The 18,104-nt window shown below is 54.0% G+C and carries 17 protein-coding genes; 9 read left to right on the top strand and 8 right to left on the bottom strand.

Annotation, left to right across the window (positions count from 1 at the left end):
- Positions 1-8: 8 nt before the first annotated feature.
- From IXC47_RS01710 to IXC47_RS01685, 6 genes are all read left to right on the top strand, one after another.
- Positions 9-1,430, top strand: a complete 1,422-nt coding sequence (locus tag IXC47_RS01710) for a sigma-54-dependent transcriptional regulator (RefSeq protein ID WP_175624959.1) — start codon at positions 9-11, stop codon at positions 1,428-1,430.
- Positions 1,417-2,052 (top strand): 1,6-anhydro-N-acetylmuramyl-L-alanine amidase AmpD, encoded by a 636-nt coding sequence (gene ampD, locus IXC47_RS01705; RefSeq protein ID WP_175624960.1) that lies wholly within the window; start codon positions 1,417-1,419, stop codon positions 2,050-2,052. Before IXC47_RS01710 ends, ampD begins: the two co-directional genes overlap by 14 nt.
- Before the next feature lie 417 nt (positions 2,053-2,469).
- Positions 2,470-5,361, top strand: a complete 2,892-nt coding sequence (locus IXC47_RS01700; protein ID WP_175624961.1) for a ribonucleoside-diphosphate reductase subunit alpha — start codon at positions 2,470-2,472, stop codon at positions 5,359-5,361.
- A gap of 150 nt (positions 5,362-5,511) precedes the next feature.
- Entirely contained in the window at positions 5,512-6,693 is a 1,182-nt protein-coding gene (locus IXC47_RS01695) for a ribonucleotide-diphosphate reductase subunit beta (RefSeq protein WP_175624962.1), read from the top strand.
- 487 nt (positions 6,694-7,180) lie between these two features.
- Positions 7,181-7,843 (top strand): histone H1-like DNA-binding protein, encoded by a 663-nt coding sequence (locus IXC47_RS01690; RefSeq protein ID WP_195874517.1) that lies wholly within the window; start codon positions 7,181-7,183, stop codon positions 7,841-7,843.
- 92 nt (positions 7,844-7,935) lie between these two features.
- Positions 7,936-8,478 carry a YggT family protein gene (locus IXC47_RS01685; protein ID WP_175624964.1) on the top strand — a complete coding sequence of 181 codons (543 nt, stop codon included), beginning with the start codon at positions 7,936-7,938 and terminating at the stop codon, positions 8,476-8,478.
- 46 nt (positions 8,479-8,524) lie between these two features.
- On the opposite strand, the gene IXC47_RS01680 is transcribed toward IXC47_RS01685, so the two are convergent.
- From IXC47_RS01680 to IXC47_RS01645, 8 genes are all read right to left on the bottom strand, one after another.
- Positions 8,525-9,457, bottom strand: a complete 933-nt coding sequence (locus tag IXC47_RS01680; protein WP_175624965.1) for a carbohydrate kinase family protein — start codon at positions 9,455-9,457, stop codon at positions 8,525-8,527.
- 89 nt (positions 9,458-9,546) lie between these two features.
- Positions 9,547-10,734 (bottom strand): DUF3426 domain-containing protein, encoded by a 1,188-nt coding sequence (locus tag IXC47_RS01675; RefSeq protein ID WP_195874516.1) that lies wholly within the window; start codon positions 10,732-10,734, stop codon positions 9,547-9,549.
- A gap of 14 nt (positions 10,735-10,748) precedes the next feature.
- Entirely contained in the window at positions 10,749-11,669 is a 921-nt protein-coding gene (gene prmA / locus IXC47_RS01670) for a 50S ribosomal protein L11 methyltransferase (protein ID WP_195874515.1), read from the bottom strand.
- 144 nt (positions 11,670-11,813) lie between these two features.
- Positions 11,814-13,175 carry an acetyl-CoA carboxylase biotin carboxylase subunit gene (accC, locus tag IXC47_RS01665; protein WP_175624968.1) on the bottom strand — a complete coding sequence of 454 codons (1,362 nt, stop codon included), beginning with the start codon at positions 13,173-13,175 and terminating at the stop codon, positions 11,814-11,816.
- A 99-nt stretch (positions 13,176-13,274) separates the two neighbouring features.
- Positions 13,275-13,742, bottom strand: a complete 468-nt coding sequence (accB, locus tag IXC47_RS01660) for an acetyl-CoA carboxylase biotin carboxyl carrier protein (RefSeq protein ID WP_175624969.1) — start codon at positions 13,740-13,742, stop codon at positions 13,275-13,277.
- A gap of 79 nt (positions 13,743-13,821) precedes the next feature.
- A complete protein-coding gene (aroQ, locus tag IXC47_RS01655) occupies positions 13,822-14,259 on the bottom strand; it encodes a type II 3-dehydroquinate dehydratase (RefSeq protein ID WP_175624970.1) in 438 nt (145 codons plus the stop codon).
- An 83-nt stretch (positions 14,260-14,342) separates the two neighbouring features.
- Entirely contained in the window at positions 14,343-14,864 is a 522-nt protein-coding gene (locus IXC47_RS01650) for a TlpA disulfide reductase family protein (RefSeq protein ID WP_124574551.1), read from the bottom strand.
- A gap of 2 nt (positions 14,865-14,866) precedes the next feature.
- The gene (locus IXC47_RS01645) at positions 14,867-15,481 is read right to left on the bottom strand and encodes a hypothetical protein (RefSeq protein ID WP_175624971.1); all 615 of its coding nucleotides are present in this window, start codon (positions 15,479-15,481) and stop codon (positions 14,867-14,869) included.
- Between the two features lie 74 nt (positions 15,482-15,555).
- On the opposite strand from IXC47_RS01645, the gene mpl reads away from it, so the two are divergent.
- From mpl to IXC47_RS01630, 3 genes are read left to right on the top strand one after another with little or no spacing between them, the layout of a single operon-like run.
- Positions 15,556-16,929, top strand: a complete 1,374-nt coding sequence (gene mpl / locus IXC47_RS01640) for a UDP-N-acetylmuramate:L-alanyl-gamma-D-glutamyl-meso-diaminopimelate ligase (protein WP_175624972.1) — start codon at positions 15,556-15,558, stop codon at positions 16,927-16,929.
- Complete coding sequence (locus IXC47_RS01635) at positions 16,926-17,510, top strand: YqiA/YcfP family alpha/beta fold hydrolase (RefSeq protein ID WP_175624973.1); 585 nt, start codon at positions 16,926-16,928, stop codon at positions 17,508-17,510. The genes mpl and IXC47_RS01635 overlap by 4 nt, the downstream gene beginning before the upstream one ends.
- A complete protein-coding gene (locus IXC47_RS01630; protein ID WP_175624974.1) occupies positions 17,510-18,103 on the top strand; it encodes a chorismate--pyruvate lyase family protein in 594 nt (197 codons plus the stop codon). The genes IXC47_RS01635 and IXC47_RS01630 overlap by 1 nt, the downstream gene beginning before the upstream one ends.
- Position 18,104 lies beyond the last annotated feature (1 nt).

Here is an 18,104-nt window from a genome sequence, read left to right as displayed (position 1 = left end):
TGCGCACCATGACATCTCCTCGTATTCTTATCGTCGATGATGAGGCGGACCTGCGCGAGTTGCTGGAAATTACACTCGTCAAAATGGGTTTGGATATCGACAGCGCATCCGACCTGGCTACTGCGCGCGATTATCTGAAGCAACATGAATATGCGCTGGTCTTGACCGATATGCGCTTGCCGGATGGCCTGGGCATAGAGCTGGTGCAGGAAATTACTGCGCAATATAAAAACACCCCGGTCGCTGTGATTACCGCTTTCGGTAGTGCTGACAATGCGGTGGTGGCTTTGAAAGCCGGTGCTTTTGATTATTTGTCGAAACCGGTCGGGCTGGAGCAATTGCGCGTCATGGTGCGTTCCGCCTTGCGTATCAGCCAGTTCGATGAGCAGCCTAGCGTCAAAGTGGCAGTCACACCAGCCTTGCGTCTAATGGGGCAGTCGGCAGCGATGCAGGCACTGCGGGCACAGATTGCCCGCCTGGCGCGCAGCATGGCACCGGTTGCCATCAGTGGTGAGTCCGGCAGCGGCAAGGAATTGGCGGCCCGCGATATTCATGCACAGAGTGGTCGCAGCGACAAACCGTTTGTAGCCGTTAACTGCGGCGCCATCCCGGAAGCGCTGATGGAAGCGGAGTTCTTTGGTTACCGTAAAGGTGCGTTTACCGGTGCGGTTGATGACCGTGATGGTTTCTTCCAGGCGGCGAACGGCGGCACCTTGCTGCTGGATGAGGTGGCCGACCTGCCGCTGGCGATGCAGGTCAAGCTGCTGCGCGCAATTCAGGAGCGTCGTGTGCGCAAAGTCGGGGCGACGGTGGAAGAGCCGGTCGATGTACGTATTATTAGTGCGACTCATCAAAACCTGCTTGATTGCGTGGGACGCGGTACCTTCCGCCAGGATTTGTATTACCGCCTGAATGTCATTGAATTGAATTTGCCGCCTTTGCGCGAACGCCTCGACGATATTGCCTTGCTGGCGCAAGCCATCCTGACGCGTCTGGATACCGAGCCGGTCAGCCTGGCTCCGGCGGCACTGGATGCCTTGCTGGATTATTCCTTCCCCGGCAATGTGCGTGAACTGGAAAACATACTGGAACGTGCGCTGGCCTTTGCCAATGACGGCGTGATCGAAGTAGGCGACCTGGTGCTGAAGGCCGCATATACGCCCAAGACGGTTGCGGTAGCGGAAGCAGAGCAATCAGTCGCAGCGCTGGCCGAGTCTAAAGTGGTGGTGCAGGACGCCCCGGCGTTGACAGCCATTAACGATATACCCGGTTCCTTGCCGGATCACCTGGATGACGTCGAGCGTGAAATCATCCGCCGTGCCTTGAGCAAAACCCAGTTCAACCGTACCCAGGCCGCCGAATTGCTCGGCATCAGCTTCCGCCAGTTGCGTTATCGGATGCAGCGGCTCGACATCAATGCACCGGAATAAGACTTTGGGCCAGCCATCAACGCAGTTCCGGATCGACGCCGCGGGTTGGGCTATCGGGGCAGAGCACCTGCCTTCGCCCAATTTTGACGCACGGGCAGAAGGAACAGAAATTGCATTACTGGTGATACATAACATCAGCTTGCCGCCGTCGCAGTTTGGCGGACCGTATATTGCTGACCTGTTCCTGAACAAATTGGATTATGATGCCGACCCGTATTTTGATCAGCTGCGGCCTTTGCGTGTTTCTGCACACTTCCTGATCCGGCGTGATGGTGCGGTGATGCAATTTGTTTCCGCGCATGACCGGGCCTGGCATGCCGGGGTTTCGTCCTTTTGCGGACAGGAGCGGTGCAACGATTTTTCGATCGGGATCGAATTGGAAGGTACCGACTTTGCTGCTTTTGCGGATGCGCAGTACAGCGCGTTGGCGGCGTTGACGGCAGCACTGAAGGTGGCTTACCCGCTGATGCATGTGACCGGACATGAAGATATCGCGCCTGGTCGCAAAACGGATCCGGGACCTTTTTTCGATTGGGCAGAGTATCAGGCACGTTATCGCCTGCAGCAAAAACAGGCAAATACAGGTGAGCCCGCACCAGATTTGGCTTTCCGCGTAATGTAAAAAATGCAGCTATGCAATCCCATATATTCTTATAAAAAAATATATCTGAAACTGCTGAAAAATTGATTGCATCCTCGCGTCTCGCGCACTAGAATTAGTGCAGATCGTGATTTTCACACTAGATGTAGTAAGTTTTCGGTCCCGCCTTAAGTTTGTTCAGGTAGATGCACCTTCAAGCAATTTGTTAATTCATATGATGTAAGGGCTCTGGGCAGATGCCATATATAAATAGAACGATGTTGGCACGGGCATTCAACACAGCTAGCTGTGTTTCTGGCTGCGGCTTTGGTTTTCATTTGAACCTGGTTCTGCAGCTGTCATCGAGACAAAACAATTTCGCGAAACCGGCAGTAGCCGGTTTTCTCTCTTAAAAAAAGTACGGCAATATTGCCCCCAATCCCTATTGAAGGAGTCGTAATGCTCTCTACGCAAGAAATTTCAGCCAAGTCACCGACAGAAATTGGCAATATCGCGTCCCTCGCGACTGCACCGTCGACCTCCAATACACAGACCGCTGGTCTGGGCGAACATCGCATTATTCGTCGTAATGGCGCAGTTGTTGGTTTTGAGCCATCGAAGATTTCCATCGCAGTAACCAAAGCATTTTTGGCAGTTAACGGTGGCCAGGGTGCGGCATCGGCGCGTGTGCGCGAACTGGTAGAACAACTGACTTCGAACGTCGTCAATGCTCTGGTCCGTCGTCAGCCTGCCGGTGGCACCTTCCACATCGAAGACATCCAGGACCAGGTTGAACTGGCGCTGATGCGTTCGGGTGAACACGATGTCGCGCGCGCTTACGTTCTATACCGCGCCAAACGTATGGAAGAGCGTGCGCAGCAGCAAGCCGCCAAACCAGTCGAAGAAGCACACCAATTGCACGTGACCGAAGACGGTCAGCGTCGTCCGCTGGACATGAATCAAGTGCGTGACCTGATCAATGCAGCTTGCCTGGGTCTGGAAAAACACGTTGATGCTGAAGCGATCCTGCACGAAACAGTTAAAAACCTGTACGACGGCGTACCGGTTGAAGAATTGCACAAGTCTGCCATCCTGGCTGCCCGCGCGCTGATGGAAAAAGACCCTGCATACAGCACCGTAACCGCACGTTTGCTGATGCACACCATTCGTAAAGAAGTATTTGGCCAGGAAGTGGCACAAGCTGACGCGCCTGCGCAGTACATCGAATACTTCCCGAAATTCATCAAAAAAGGTATCGAAGCAGAATTGCTGGACTCCAAACTCGGCCAGTTCGATCTGAAGAAACTGGGCGACGCACTGGTTCCTGAGCGCGATCTGCAGTTCGGCTACCTCGGCCTGCAAACCCTGTACGACCGTTACTTCCTGCACATCCGCGATACCCGTATTGAAATGCCGCAAGCGTTCTACATGCGTGTAGCGATGGGCCTGGCACTGAACGAAATCAACCGCGAAGAACGCGCTATCGAGTTCTACAACCTGCTGTCCAGCTTCGACTTCATGAGCTCGACACCAACCCTGTTCAACTCCGGTACCCAACGTTCGCAATTGTCGTCGTGCTATCTGACCACCGTTGCTGATGACCTCGACGGCATCTACGAAGCGATCAAGGAAAATGCATTGCTGGCTAAGTATGCCGGCGGCCTGGGCAACGACTGGACTCCGGTCCGTTCGCTGGGCGCACATATCAAAGGCACCAACGGCCGTTCGCAAGGCGTGGTTCCATTCCTGAAAGTCGTCAACGACACCGCAGTTGCGGTTAACCAGGGCGGCAAACGCAAAGGCGCAGTCTGCGCATACCTGGAAACCTGGCACATGGACATCGAGGAATTCCTCGACCTGCGTAAAAACACCGGCGATGACCGTCGTCGTACGCATGACATGAATACCGCTAACTGGATTCCTGACCTGTTCATGAAACGCGTCATGGAAAAAGGCGAATGGACCCTGTTCTCGCCATCCGATGCACCAGACCTGCACGACAAAGTCGGCAAAGCGTTCGAAGCGGCTTACACCGGCTACGAAGCCAAGGCAGCGCGCGGCGAACTGAAACTGTTCAAGAAAATTCAGGCACTGGACCTGTGGCGCAAAATGCTGTCCATGCTGTTCGAAACCGGCCACCCATGGATCACATTCAAAGATCCTTGCAACATCCGTTCGCCACAGCAACACGTGGGCGTGGTTCACAGCTCGAACCTGTGCACCGAGATCACACTGAACACCAACGATTCGGAAATCGCAGTCTGCAACCTGGGTTCGGTCAATATGCCGGCCCACATGAAAGACGGCCAGCTGGACCACGTCAAGCTGCAAAAAACGGTACGTACCGCGATGCGCATGCTGGATAACGTGATCGACATCAACTACTACGCAGTCAAGAAAGCACGTGATTCCAACCTGCGCCACCGTCCGGTCGGCCTCGGTATCATGGGTTTCCAGGATTGCCTGCACATGATGCGCATTCCTTACGCTTCGGATGAAGCAGTACAGTTTGCTGACCGCTCAATGGAAGCCGTCTGCTACTACGCTTACTACGCATCGACCGAACTGGCCGAAGAACGTGGTCGTTACAGCTCCTACCGTGGTTCGCTGTGGGATCGTGGCATCCTGCCGCAAGACTCGCTGAAGCTGCTGCAGGAAGAGCGCGGCGGCTATCTGGAAGCCGACCTGACAGAAACCCTGGACTGGGCACCGTTGCGTGAACGCATCAAACAATACGGTATGCGTAACTCGAACTGCGTGGCGATTGCACCAACCGCAACCATTTCGAACATCATCGGCGTTTCGGCATGTATCGAACCGACTTACCAGAACCTGTACGTTAAATCGAACCTGTCGGGTGAGTTCACCGAGATCAATGAATACCTGGTACGTGATTTGAAAGCACGTGGCTTGTGGGATGAAGTCATGATTTCCGATCTCAAATACTTCGACGGCAGCCTGGCCAAGATCGACCGCATTCCGCAAGACTTGCGCGACATCTACGCAACGGCGTTTGAAGTTGAGCCGAAATGGCTGGTTGAAGCGGCATCGCGTCGTCAAAAATGGATCGATCAGGCGCAATCCCTGAATATCTACATGGCTGGCGCATCCGGCAAGAAACTGGACGACACCTACAAACTGGCATGGTTGCGTGGCCTGAAAACCACTTACTACCTGCGTACCATGGGTGCAACGCATACCGAGAAATCGACGTCCAAAACCGGCGCGTTGAATGCAGTGGATTCGGGCGCTCCATCGGCAGCACCACAAGCAGCGGCAGAAACAGACGGTCCTGCTTGCATGTTGCGTCCTGGTGATGCAGGATTCGAGGAATGCGAAGCTTGCCAATAAGCGGTAGCCAAGCGCTGGCAGGGCGGGATTAAACCGGCTGGCCAGCGCGAGATTGAACTAGATGTAAAGAAAGCAGACAAAGGACTATGAGCTTTTGTTCTGCAACGACGGTGTAACGACACCAGCAGAATACGAATAAGGAAATAAGTCATGCTAAGTTGGGATGAAGAAGTAACTCCGGCAGCACCTGCGCCTGGCGCGCAACCAGCGTTGCAACCAGTGCGTGAAGCAGCCGCACCACGCGCGCAGGCGCAACAGGATGTGGCACTGGATCCTGCACTGGTAGCGAAAAACGCTGCTGCAGTCGACCCGACCCGCCGTATGGACGCCGCCGACAAGCGCGTCATCAACGGGCAAACAGACGTTAACCAACTGGTTCCGTTCAAATATAAATGGGCATGGGATAAATATCTGGCCGGTTGCGCTAACCACTGGATGCCGCAAGAGATCAATATGCAGCGTGATATTGAACTGTGGAAAAACCCGAATGGCCTGACCGAAGACGAGCGTCGTCTGGTCAAGCGTAACCTCGGCTTCTTCGTTACCGCCGATTCTCTGGCTGCCAACAACATCGTGCTCGGTACCTACCGCCACATTACCGCTCCGGAATGCCGCCAGTACTTGCTGCGCCAGGCATTTGAAGAAGCGATCCACACTCACGCTTATCAATACATCGTTGAATCGCTGGGCCTGGACGAAGGCGAAATCTTCAATGCTTACAATGAAGTCGAGTCGATCCGCGACAAGGATCAGTTCCTGATCCCATTCATCGAGACGCTGACCGATCCTGAATTCAAGACCGGCACGATTGAGAATGATCAAAAATTGCTGCGCTCGCTCATCGTGTTTGCCTGCCTGATGGAAGGTCTTTTCTTCTATGTCGGCTTCGCACAAATCCTCGCGCTCGGTCGTCAAAACAAGATGATGGGTGCTGCAGAGCAGTATCAATACATCCTGCGTGATGAGTCGATGCACTGCAACTTCGGCATCGATTTGATCAACACGATCAAGCTCGAAAATCCGCATTTGTGGACGCCGCAATTCCGCGAAGAGATTAAAACGTTGTTTTTACGCGCAGTAGAGTTGGAATATCGTTACGCAGAGGATACAATGCCGCGTGGAGTGCTTGGTCTTAACGCACCGATGTTCAAAGGCTATTTGAGATTCATTGCAAATCGCCGCGCACAACAAATCGGTTTGGAACCGATGTTTGAACAAGAAGAAAATCCATTCCCATGGATGAGCGAAATGATCGATCTGAAAAAAGAGCGCAACTTTTTTGAGACACGTGTCATCGAATACCAAACTGGTGGCGCGCTCAACTGGGAATAAATAATTAAAAATCGCGTTGCCTGAGCAACGCGAAACAAGCAGCAAAAGAGTAGTTCCAAAGATGCAGTCGCTCAAGCAGGAATTACAAAGACTGCGTAAAACAGGAAAGGCAACAACCAAATTTAATGAACAGTAGAAGACCTATACGATCTCATCTGCTCAAACCGCAACACTTGATTCAGTCAGGTGCGGCGGTTTTTTTCTTTAAAAAAGGTTTGTTTTTTCTGAAACAGTATTCCAATGCCGGCGTGTGCGCTGGCGTTTTTTTTGGCTATAGCGGTAGCTCCGCTACGTTGGACGCATAGCCAAGCAAGGCTGAAGTGCTGCATAAGTGAGGGGATGCAGCAGTTCAGCTGGAGCCGAATTCATTAGCGCAAGCAACAAGCACGCTTGTGCCGATGAATAATTCGCCCAAACCATCGCGATGGTGCGGGAGAGTTTCAAACCTAGAAGCTTGATTTTTTCCATCACGTGAAGGAGAAACAAAATGGCAACAGCAGCAAAAAAACCAGCAGCTAAGAAACCAGCTGCAAAGAAAGCAGCAGCTAAAAAACCAGCTGCAGCAAAAAAACCAGTAGCTAAAAAAGCAGCAGCTAAAAAGCCAGTGGCTAAAAAAGCAGCAGCTAAAAAGCCAGTAGCGAAAAAAGCCGTAGCTAAGAAAGCTGTAGCTAAAAAGCCAGTGGCTAAAAAAGCAGCAGCTAAAAAGCCAGTAGCGAAAAAAGCCGTAGCTAAAAAAGCCGTAGCTAAAAAAGCTGTAGCGAAAAAAGTCGTTGCTAAGAAAAAGCCAGTGGCTAAAAAAGCAGCAGCTAAAAAGCCAGTAGCTAAAAAAGCAGTTGCTAAGAAAGTCGTAGCTAAGAAAAAGCCAGCGGCCAAAAAAGCAGCAGCTAAAAAGCCTGCTGCTAAAAAAGCAGTTGCTAAAAAAGCCGTAGCTAAAAAAGCTGTAGCTAAAAAGCCAGCAGCTAAAAAGGCAGCCGCAAAAAAGCCAGCAGCTAAGCCTGCTGCTAAAAAAGCAGTTGCTAAAAAACCTGCAGCTAAAAAAGCAGCGCCTAAAAAGCCTGCCGCTAAGCCAGCAGCAGTAGCAGCGCCTGCAGTTAAGACGGTGTTGAATCCGGCAGCAGCATGGCCGTTTCCAACGGGCACACGTCCGTAAATCCAGGTTCGCTTGGATGCGCCTGATTAAATTCAGGCACAATCCCGCTGTGTGGCTTTGGTCGCACAGCGGTTTTTTTTTAAGGAGTCTCCGTGCTGGATAGCATCTTTACGCTGATTATCGATACGGTCGCCATCGTGCTGGCCGGTGCCTTGCTGCTCAGATTCTGGATGCAGGCTGTGCGCGTGCGTCCACCGATGGAACTGGCACAATTTACCTATCAACTGACAGACTGGCTGGTACGCCCGTTGCGCCGAGTATTACCGGGTGCCGGTGGTTACGATTGGGCCAGTGTGATTGCTGCCTTCCTGGTGGCGTTGGTGGCAACAGCTGTTGACCTGTTGTTGCGGGGTGGCTTTAGCGCGCAAACGCTGTTGCTCCTGTCCTTGCTGCGCGTCGTGCAGTGGGCTTTATATGGCCTGATCGGCCTGATCCTGATCGAAGTGATCTTTAGCTGGGTGAATCCGCGTGCGCCGCTGGCACCGTTCGTCCGTGCCTTGAATGATCCGCTGATGCGGCCTTTGCGCCGGGTAGTGCCTTTGATAGGCTCGGTGGATTTATCGCCGCTGGTTGCGCTGATCCTGCTGCGCATAGCGATACAGTTGGTCACTACCGTGGTGGCAGCGCTACTGTAATGAATATGCGGTCCGGCCACCGAGCCGGATCCGCAGTACTTCCTTCTTACAGACGATAGCCGAAAGCTTGCTGGAAGCGATCGTCGATCTCTGTACGCGACAATACGTGGTTTTGTGGGCCCTGGTGTGCAATCTTGATGGAGCCCATCAGACTGGACAAACGTCCGGTCGTCGCCCAATCCATATTGTTGGTCAAACCAAACAACATACCGGCACGGAATGCATCGCCGCAACCGGTCGGGTCGAGTACCCGTTCCGCCTTAACGCATGGGATATTCAGATGTTCGTTGCCGGTGAATATCTCTGCGCCTTGTTCGCCGCGGGTGACGACCAGGGCCGAAACGCGCTCTGCGATCTGTTTCAGTGACAAGCCGGTACGCTCAGTCAGCAATTCTGCTTCGTAATCATTGACTGCAACATAGGTTGCCAGGTCGATGAAGTTCTTCAGCTCATCACCATTAAACATAGGCAAGCCCTGGCCCGGATCGAAGATCAGCGGGATATTCAGGTCGGCACAGTGCTGTGCGTGCTGCAACATGCCGTCGCGGCCATCTGGTGCGACGATGGCGATGGCGACCTGGCCAGCGTCTGCCACCTTGTTGTAATGGGAGTAGCTCATTGCGCCCGGGTGGAACGCATTGATCTGGTTACCGCCAGCATCTGTCGTGATGAAGGCCTGGCCGGTATAGGAGTTATCTATGGTTTTCAAGCATTGCTGCGAAATCTGCAATTGCTCGAGGCGGTCACGATAGGACGCGCCATCCTGGCCTATGGTTGCCATGATGAGCGGATCGCCGCCCAGCAATTTCAGGTTGTACGCGATGTTACCGGCGCAACCACCGAATTCGCGGCGTATGCTCGGAACCAGGAAGGACACATTGATTTTGTGCAATTGGTCGGCCAGCAAGGCTTCGGAGAAACGGCCTTCAAAGGACATGATCGTATCGAATGCAACGGAACCGCAAATTAAGGATTTCATATTTAGTATGGAATAGGCCAGAGATAAGAAATTGGTCGCAATCATACACTGGGCCGCTGCTTTGCGGCACGGTGTTCAATGGCAGGAGTTCAGGGGTAGAACAGGTAGACGCGGTAGCCGGATGCTTTCAGCTGCGATAGTTCAAACGATAGTTTGACGCTGCGCTCGCTGTTGGCGCTAAAGCCTATGCGCACATCCTCGCTATTGTTGAGATAGTCAGCCGGTGTGAAGACGCGTCGCAACAAGGCTTTTTCATTGGTGTCGTTGAGCGTCAATTCTATGTGCGGCCACTCCTGATACGTACTGCTGTAGTTGCGTAGCAGCGTAGTGAGTACAAACGTATCTTTGTCATTGGCGAGCGTTTGCAGTTCGCTGGATTCTATCGATACCTGGTCGATCTGGGCAGGCAGGTCGATGCGGCAACCCAGTAATTCACAGGCGTTGATCAACGCCGGTTTGGCTTGCGGGAACCAGCCAGCGATTTGATTGCGGAATATATAGGTGCCCTGCAGCAGGGCCGCGATCAGCAAAATGAAGCAACTGATGCTGAGGAAAATGCGCAACTTGCGGCTCAGGCGTTGTTTGCGCCTGCCTCGTTTCAGGAAGTCGGGCTCGTCATCTGCATCGACTTCATCCAGTGCGTCTTCGGTCGCTGCTTTCGCCGATTTGCGGCTACCGCGCCAGGGTTTGCGTTGCAAGTCATTGATCGCCTGGTCCAGCTCGTTCGGGTCGTAGGTGGACGCGGTGTTTTCGGCATTGATTTCATCCGGGAGTTCACGGGTGAAATCCAGCAAGGTCATACGCTGCAGCGGGTCTTCGGGTTTGTTTGCTTCGTAATCGGGATCAGGTACATAGACATCCGCATCACGTTCAAAACCGGCCGGGATCTCGAAATCTATCTTGCTGGCGGCCGGTGCTTTTGCTACTTCCGGTTCTTCTTCTACTGCTTGGTCTTCGATTGCGGCTTCGTCTGTCTCGGTTTCTGCGGTATCCGGTGCGGATGCGCTGCTTGTGTCAGCGCTGTTATCCATATCTACTTCAGAGACGGGTGCTACCGGAGTTGCAGGAACAGATGGGGTTTCGACGACGGCGGGCGCAGCAGGTGTCGCGGGTGCTGGTGTGGATGCTGCGGCATCTTCAGACGGCAACAGATTCTCTATGCCGTTAAAGATTTCCTTGCAGTAGCCGCAGCGCACCAGGCCTGCGCGCAACTTCAATTGATCATGCGCGACGCGGAACGTCGTCTGGCAGTGGGGACATTGAGTCGCGAGTGCCATAAGTGCGTTGGTCTTTATGCCTGGCCGGGCGGGAGATGGCCAGCCAACGCGACCCAACCTTCATGTTCTGCCCAGACACTGAGCGCGATGAAAGGAGCGTAAGCGGCGGTGACTTCTTCGACCTGGGTCGCGAGTACGCCGGACAGGATCAGCTTGCCACCCGGACGGACGCGTCCGGATAGCATCGGCGCCATCACCTTGAGCGGGTTGGCGAGGATGTTGGCGACGACCACGTCAAACGTGTGGGCATGGCCGGAGATGGCAAATTCATCCGGCAGGTAATAAGCGACGTCGCAATGATTGCGTTCGGTATTGAAAACTGCCGACTTGATCGCTTGCGGATCGATATCGATACCGATCACGTCGGTGGAGCCCAGCTTGGCTGCCACCATCGCCAGTATGCCGGAGCCACAGCCATAGTCGAGTACGCTCAGGCCGACTGGCGGATTTGCTTCCAGCCATTCCATGCAGAGTCGTGTGGTCGGATGGCTGCCGGTGCCAAAGGCGAGGCCGGGGTCCAGTTCCAGTACCAGCGCCTGCGGGTCAGGTGCATCGTGCCAGCTCGGCACGACCCAGATGTTTTTACCGATATGGATAGGTTCGAATTGCGATTGGGTTAAACGTACCCAGTCCTGTTCTTCCACGGCGCGCAGTGTAAAGACGACGTCAGCAGCGACGAGCCCGACTGCTTGTGCGGCTTCGGCCACGATGCTGGCCTGGTCTGCTTCGATGGGGGTGAGGGCGACAACGCGGCTATGTTCCCACGCTGCGTCTGTCGGTTCCATGCCGGGTTCGCCAAACAAAGGTTGTTCGGCGTCAGTGCCGAAGTCAGCGTCTTCTACCGAGACTGATAATGCGCCAGCCTCCATCAGCGCATCGGATAATGCTTCCGCATGCGTACGGGCGACTTCGATCACAATTTCGGTCCAGCTCATGTATTACCTCGATGTACTTTACTGTCAGTCATTATAGGGGCTGTGCGCCCGCAAGGGGCAGGGTGATGATAGTTTGTATACGCTGTAACAATCAAACCGCTTGATTGTTACAGCGATAGGCTCGACGCCAGGAGATGATGCTGATTACGCTTTCGGCAAATCTGGCTTGTTTGCCAGTTTTTGCTCGAGGTAGTGAATGTTGGTGCCGCCTTCGATGAAGCGTGCATCCACCATCAGTTCACGATGCAGTGGGATGTTGGTTTGTATGCCTTCCACCACCATTTCGGACAAAGCGATTTGCATGCGCTTGATCGCTTGTTCACGGGTCGCACCGTAAGCAATGACTTTGCCTACCATCGAGTCGTAGTGTGGCGGCACGTAGTAACCAGCATACGCATGCGAGTCTACACGGATGCCAGGACCACCAGGTGCATGCCAGGAAACAATCTTGCCTGGCGACGGAGTGAACTTGAACGGGTCTTCCGCATTGATACGGCATTCGATGGCGTGGCCGCTCAGGATCACGTCACGTTGGCGGAAACGCAGTTTTTCGCCAGCAGCGATACGGATCTGCTCTTGCACGATGTCGATGCCGGTGATCATTTCGGTGACCGGATGTTCAACCTGCACGCGGGTGTTCATTTCGATGAAGTAGAACTCACCGTTTTCGTACAGGAACTCAAACGTACCAGCACCGCGATAACCCATTTTGCGGCAAGCTTCTGCGCAGCGATCGCCGATGCGTTCTATGGTTTTGCGTGGAATGCCAGGAGCTGGCGCTTCTTCCATGACTTTCTGGTGGCGACGTTGCATGGAGCAATCGCGCTCGCCCAACCAGATGGCGTTTTTGTGTTCGTCGGCCAGGATCTGGATTTCCACGTGACGTGGATTTTCCAGGTACTTCTCCATATAGACTTCCGGATTGCCGAAGGCTGTACCGGCTTCGGTCTTGGTCATGGTGACCGCATTCAGCAAAGCTGCTTCGGTATGCACAACGCGCATGCCGCGTCCACCGCCACCGCCGGCTGCCTTGATGATGACCGGGTAGCCGATCTTGCGTGCAATCTGCACGATTTCTTTCGGATCATCCGGCAATGCGCCGTCCGAACCTGGCACGCATGGCACGCCAGCTTTAATCATGGCTTGTTTGGCCGACACTTTGTCGCCCATCATGCGGATCGATTCCGAGCGTGGACCGATAAAGACGAAGCCGGATTGCTCTACGCGTTCAGCAAAATCCGCATTTTCCGACAGGAAGCCGTAGCCGGGATGGATCGCTTCGGCGTCGGTCACTTCTGCCGCGCTGATGATGGCCGGCATGTTCAGATAGCTTAATGTGGATGGTGCCGGGCCGATACAAACGGACTCGTCGGCCAGTTTGACGTATTTTGCATCGCGGTCTGCCTCGGAATGGACGACCACGGTCTTGATGCCCATTTCGCGGCAGGCGCGCTGGATTCGGAGCGCAATCTCGCCACGGTTGGCGATAAGAATTTTTTCAAACATAGTGGAAACTGGATTCGTCGTTATAGGGAATGAATCGAATCAGCAAAATGGGAGGGGCGGCTAAGCGTCTCTTGCTTACGCTACCCCTGCAACCATTTATTAGCCGATGATAAACAACGGTTGGCCAAACTCGACCGGTTGGCCGTTTTCGACCAGGATTTCCTTGATAACGCCAGAAGCGTCAGCATCGATTTCATTCAAGAGTTTCATCGCTTCGATGATGCACAGGGTGTCGCCTTCTTTGACAACCGAGCCAACTTCAACGAATGCTGGCGAACCTGGAGCAGAGGAGCGGTAGAAGCTGCCAACCATAGGCGATTTAACGACATGACCCTTGATTTCAACTGGTGCTGCTGCAACTGGTGCCGCGGCGGCTACTGGAGCTGCTGCTGGTGCAGGTGCATATTGCGCTGGAGCGCCTTGCGGTTGCATCATCACTACTTGGTTTTGCGGTGCTGCGGAAGATTTGACGATACGGACTTTGCTTTCGCCTTCCGTGACTTCCAGTTCAGCGATATCCGATTCTGCGACCAGATCAATGAGGGTCTTGAGCTTGCGTAAATCCATGTGAATTTCCTTGGAAATTTTAGTTTTTATGATTGAAGATGGCGGCAATTATAAGTCATTTGCCGACAAATGGTGAAATTTAGAGCTTTTTGAGCGCAAAAGAGATAGCTGCTGTATATCCTTCGGTGCCCAATCCGCAAATCACGCCGACAGCGATGCCGGACAGATAGGAATGATGGCGAAATGCTTCGCGCTGGTGAATGTTGGAAACGTGGATTTCCACAAATGGTATGGCAACGCCTGCCAATGCATCGCGCAATGATACGCTGGTATGCGTAAGTCCGCCCGGATTTATCACGATGGCATCGATACCTTCTTTTTTCGCGGCCTGGATGCGGTCGATTAACGCGCCTTCATGATTGCTCTGGAAGGTCGTCAATTTGGCACCGGCTTGCGCAACCTGTTCGCTGGCCGCACGTTCCACATCAGCAAGAGTGGTGCTGCCATAGACTTCAGGCTCGCGCGAACCCAGTAAATTCAGGTTCGGGCCGTTTAATAAAAGAATATTTTTTGCCATGGAGATGCAACTCCGTTTGCAGACGATGGGCGCATTTTGCCGCTAAATGGCGCTGATTGGCAAGGAAAAATCTTGCTTTGGATTTAAAGAGCGGCGATGTCGGCGCGCAGTTGATCCATCTTCAGGCGACCCAGGTAGGTTTTGCGTACGTCGCCTTTCGGTCCAATGATCACGGTAAAAGGCAGGCCGCCAGCCTGATTGCCGAATTGGCGCGACAGTTCGCTGCCGGTCAGTCCGGCTATATAAAGCGGATAGGTGATTTTATATTTGGCGGCGAATTCGCGGATATTGCTCGGCGAGTCTATGCCGATACCGAGGATCTGGATGTTCTTTCCGGCCAGCTCTGTTTGTAATTCCGTCAGTTCAGGCATTTCTTCCACGCAGGGTGCGCACCACGTTGCCCAAAAGTTAACGATCAGGGTTTTGCCATGGTATTCACCCAAGCTATGTGTTTTGCCGTTGCTGTCTTCCATGTTCTGCGCGAAGAAGTTGGCGACGGCGGGAGATTCGGGATTGGCCGGACGGTGATGTTTGGCACCGAAGTAGATGCCGAAGGCAGCAAAGAATACGGCGATAGTGGCGAACAAAAAGACATTACGTTTCATATTTACTCATTTTCCTCGGATAGCAGTGCGCGCACTGATTCTATATCAGCACGCTCGGCACGGCCGGATGATGACTTTTTCAGGGCGCCTCGCAGATCATCGCTGTTGTAGAGTGCCAGGTGTACGCCTTCCTGTTGCCAGAGGAAGCTCAGGGTTTCTACCGGCTCGTTGTGACCTTTGAAATGATTGGACTCCGAAACGTCGAAGTCCACCCCCTTATTTAATAGATAGATTTCTACGTCTTTCGGACTTTCTGCGAACAATTGCAGATGGATTTCCGAGTGTTCGCCTGCGGTGCCGTTCAGGATCGCGCCGGTCAGGTGGGGCTGGAAAGGTGCCAGTTCGGCCATCAGGCGCACCGCGAGTTGCCGCAAATGCAATAAGCGGGCAGGCTGGGTGTCACCGAAAAACAGCTCGTTATATATCCGTACCTCGTCTTCGATCTGGCTGTTGTCCGGCAGCACATTGCCGCGCACTTTGCTATTGCCCAGTATCTGTTTGACGGCCTTGCGTTTGGCCGTGCCGTAGTCGACCCCATCTTCTGCAATCAGGCGGGCGGCGGCTGCGGCGATTTCCGCGCGCAGCAATTCGGTATCGGACAAAGGGGGTGTAGGCATGGCGTGATTGATACTCCCGCCGACATAGGCCCGTCGTCGGGTAAAATCTCGTTAATTCAATCTGAAATTGTACAATGCATATCCACATACTTGGCGTTTGCGGCACCTTCATGGGTGGTTTGGCAGTTCTGGCTAAGGCCGCCGGCCATACGGTTACCGGATGCGACGCGAACGTCTATCCGCCTATGAGTACCCAGCTTGAAGCACAAGGCATCAAGCTGATCGAAGGTTACGGTCCCGAACAGATCAGCCTGTCCCCTGATTTATATGTCATCGGCAACGTTGTTTCGCGCGGCAATCCGCTGATGGAAGAAATCCTCAATCGAGGTTTGCCATACACCTCCGGCCCGCAATGGATAGGTGAGCACATCCTGCAAGGTAAGTGGGTGCTCGCTGTTGCAGGTACACACGGTAAAACCACGACTTCGTCCATGTTGGCGTGGATACTGCAAGATGCAGGCTACGATCCCGGCTTCCTGATCGGCGGCGTGCCTATGAACTTTGGTATTTCTGCGCGCTTGTCCGGCAGCGGCAAGGAATCGTCATTCTTCGTGATTGAGGCGGATGAATACGATACGGCCTTCTTCGACAAGCGCAGCAAGTTCGTGCACTACCACGCGAAGACAGCGATCCTGAATAACCTGGAATACGACCACGCCGATATTTTCCCTGACCTGCATGCAATCGAAACCCAGTTCCATCATCTGGTGCGTACCGTGCCGGGTGTAGGGCGCGTGATTGCAAACGGACGCGAGGAGGCGTTGCAACGCGTATTGCAACGTGGTTGCTGGAGCGAGAGCGAATGGTTTGGCGGCAAGGATGGCTGGTCGCTGACCACGCATGACGATGGCAATTTCGATGTGATCTTCAATGGCGAATTGCAAGGCACAGTGCAGTGGTCGCTGACCGGCGAACACAATCGCATGAATGCGCTGGCTGCCATCGCTGCTGCACGCCACGTTGGCGTATTGCCAGCACAGGCAATCGCCGCACTCGGACAATTTGAAAACGTCAAACGACGCATGGAGCTGCGCGGTACGGTCAACGATATCGCCGTCTATGACGACTTCGCGCATCATCCGACGGCCATCGCGACCACGGTAGAGGGCTTGCGCAAGAAGGTCGGCAAGGCACGCATACTCGCAGTGCTGGAACCGCGCTCGAATACGATGAAGCTGGGCACGATGAAAGAAGCCTTGCCTGGCAGCCTGGTCGATGCCGACTTGGTCTTCGGTTATGGCGCCAGCGGTAACGGCAAGGATGCGCTGGGCTGGGATCTGGCGGAAGCACTGTCACCTTTGGGCGACAAGGCGCGCGCCTTTAATGACTTGCCAACTCTGGTGCAAGCGATTGCGCAAAGTGCACAAACCGGCGACCAGATCCTGGTCATGAGCAACGGTGGCTTTGGCGGTGTGCACCAAAAGATTCTGGATGCGCTGGCTCAATGATTTTGTATCTGCACGGTTTCCGTTCTTCCCCGCTGTCATATAAAACCAGTTTGCTGGCGGCCCGCATGCAGGCGCTGGGGCGGGGTGATGAATATATTTGTCCGCAACTACCCGCTTCACCAAGCGCAGCAATCGCGCTGGCATTGTCGCTTGCGCAGGATATTCCTCCTGCCGAGCTCACACTGATCGGTTCTTCGCTCGGTGGCTACTACGCAACCTGGCTGGCAGAACGACTGGGTTGTCGGGCTGTCATGCTTAATCCTGCCGTGCACGCAGCACGCGACCTGGCGAGCCAGGTTGGTGTCAAAACGCAATATCACTCGAATGAGGCGTTTGAATTCAAGCGCGAGTATATTGATGAATTGACGGCGCTGGCCGTGCCTGTGATTACGCAGCCGCAACGTTATTTCCTGATAGCAGCAAGCGGTGATGAGTTGCTCGACTGGCGTGAGATGGTGACGCAATTCGCAGGTGCAAAACAGCATGTAATAGAAGGCAGCGACCACGGCATATCTGATTTTGCCGAGTATGCAGATGAAGTGCTGGCCTTTTGCGGTGTCGACCTCGGAGCGGTGCAGTGATGAGCGAGACCAGGACACATCGCGCGGTTACGCACGCGTACTGGTATGCACATGTCAACGCCGTGCAGCCGTCGCCGCAGATGCGGGGCTGGCTGACGGATGAGATGTCGCTGACGATGAAGCTGGTCGCACGCTGTGAGCAATTTCGCATACGCCGGCTGGTACAACAGCAAGCGATGGTGTTGGCGGATGAATATGAGATGGTCGCCTTGCCGCGCCGTCTGCAAGTGCAGGAACGTGAAGTATTGCTGTGCTGTGATGACACGCCTGTCGTCTATGCACACACGATAGTGCCGCTGTCGGCGACTGCTTCTGACTGGCCATTTTTTGGCACGCTGGGCGAGCGCTCGTTGGGGACTACCTTGTTTGGTGATCCCAAGGTGTGGCGCGGCAAACTGGAATATGCGCGCCTGTCGGCACAGCATCCGCTGGCGGTGCGCGCGGCGGCAGCCCTGGGTCAGGCCTTGCCTGCACCTTTATATGCGCGTCGTTGTTTGTATCGTCGCGGCCAGGGTTTGCTACTGGTAACAGAAGTTTTTCTCCCCAATCTGGCTACGATCCGGCAGAATCCGCACGCCGAGAGGAAAAGCTAAA

This window comes from Herminiimonas contaminans (assembly GCF_015645465.1).
Taxonomy (GTDB): Bacteria; Pseudomonadota; Gammaproteobacteria; order Burkholderiales; family Burkholderiaceae_D; genus Oxalicibacterium; species Oxalicibacterium contaminans.
Note: the sequence above shows the minus strand (reverse complement) of the source record. Positions and strands in the feature narration are given on the sequence as shown.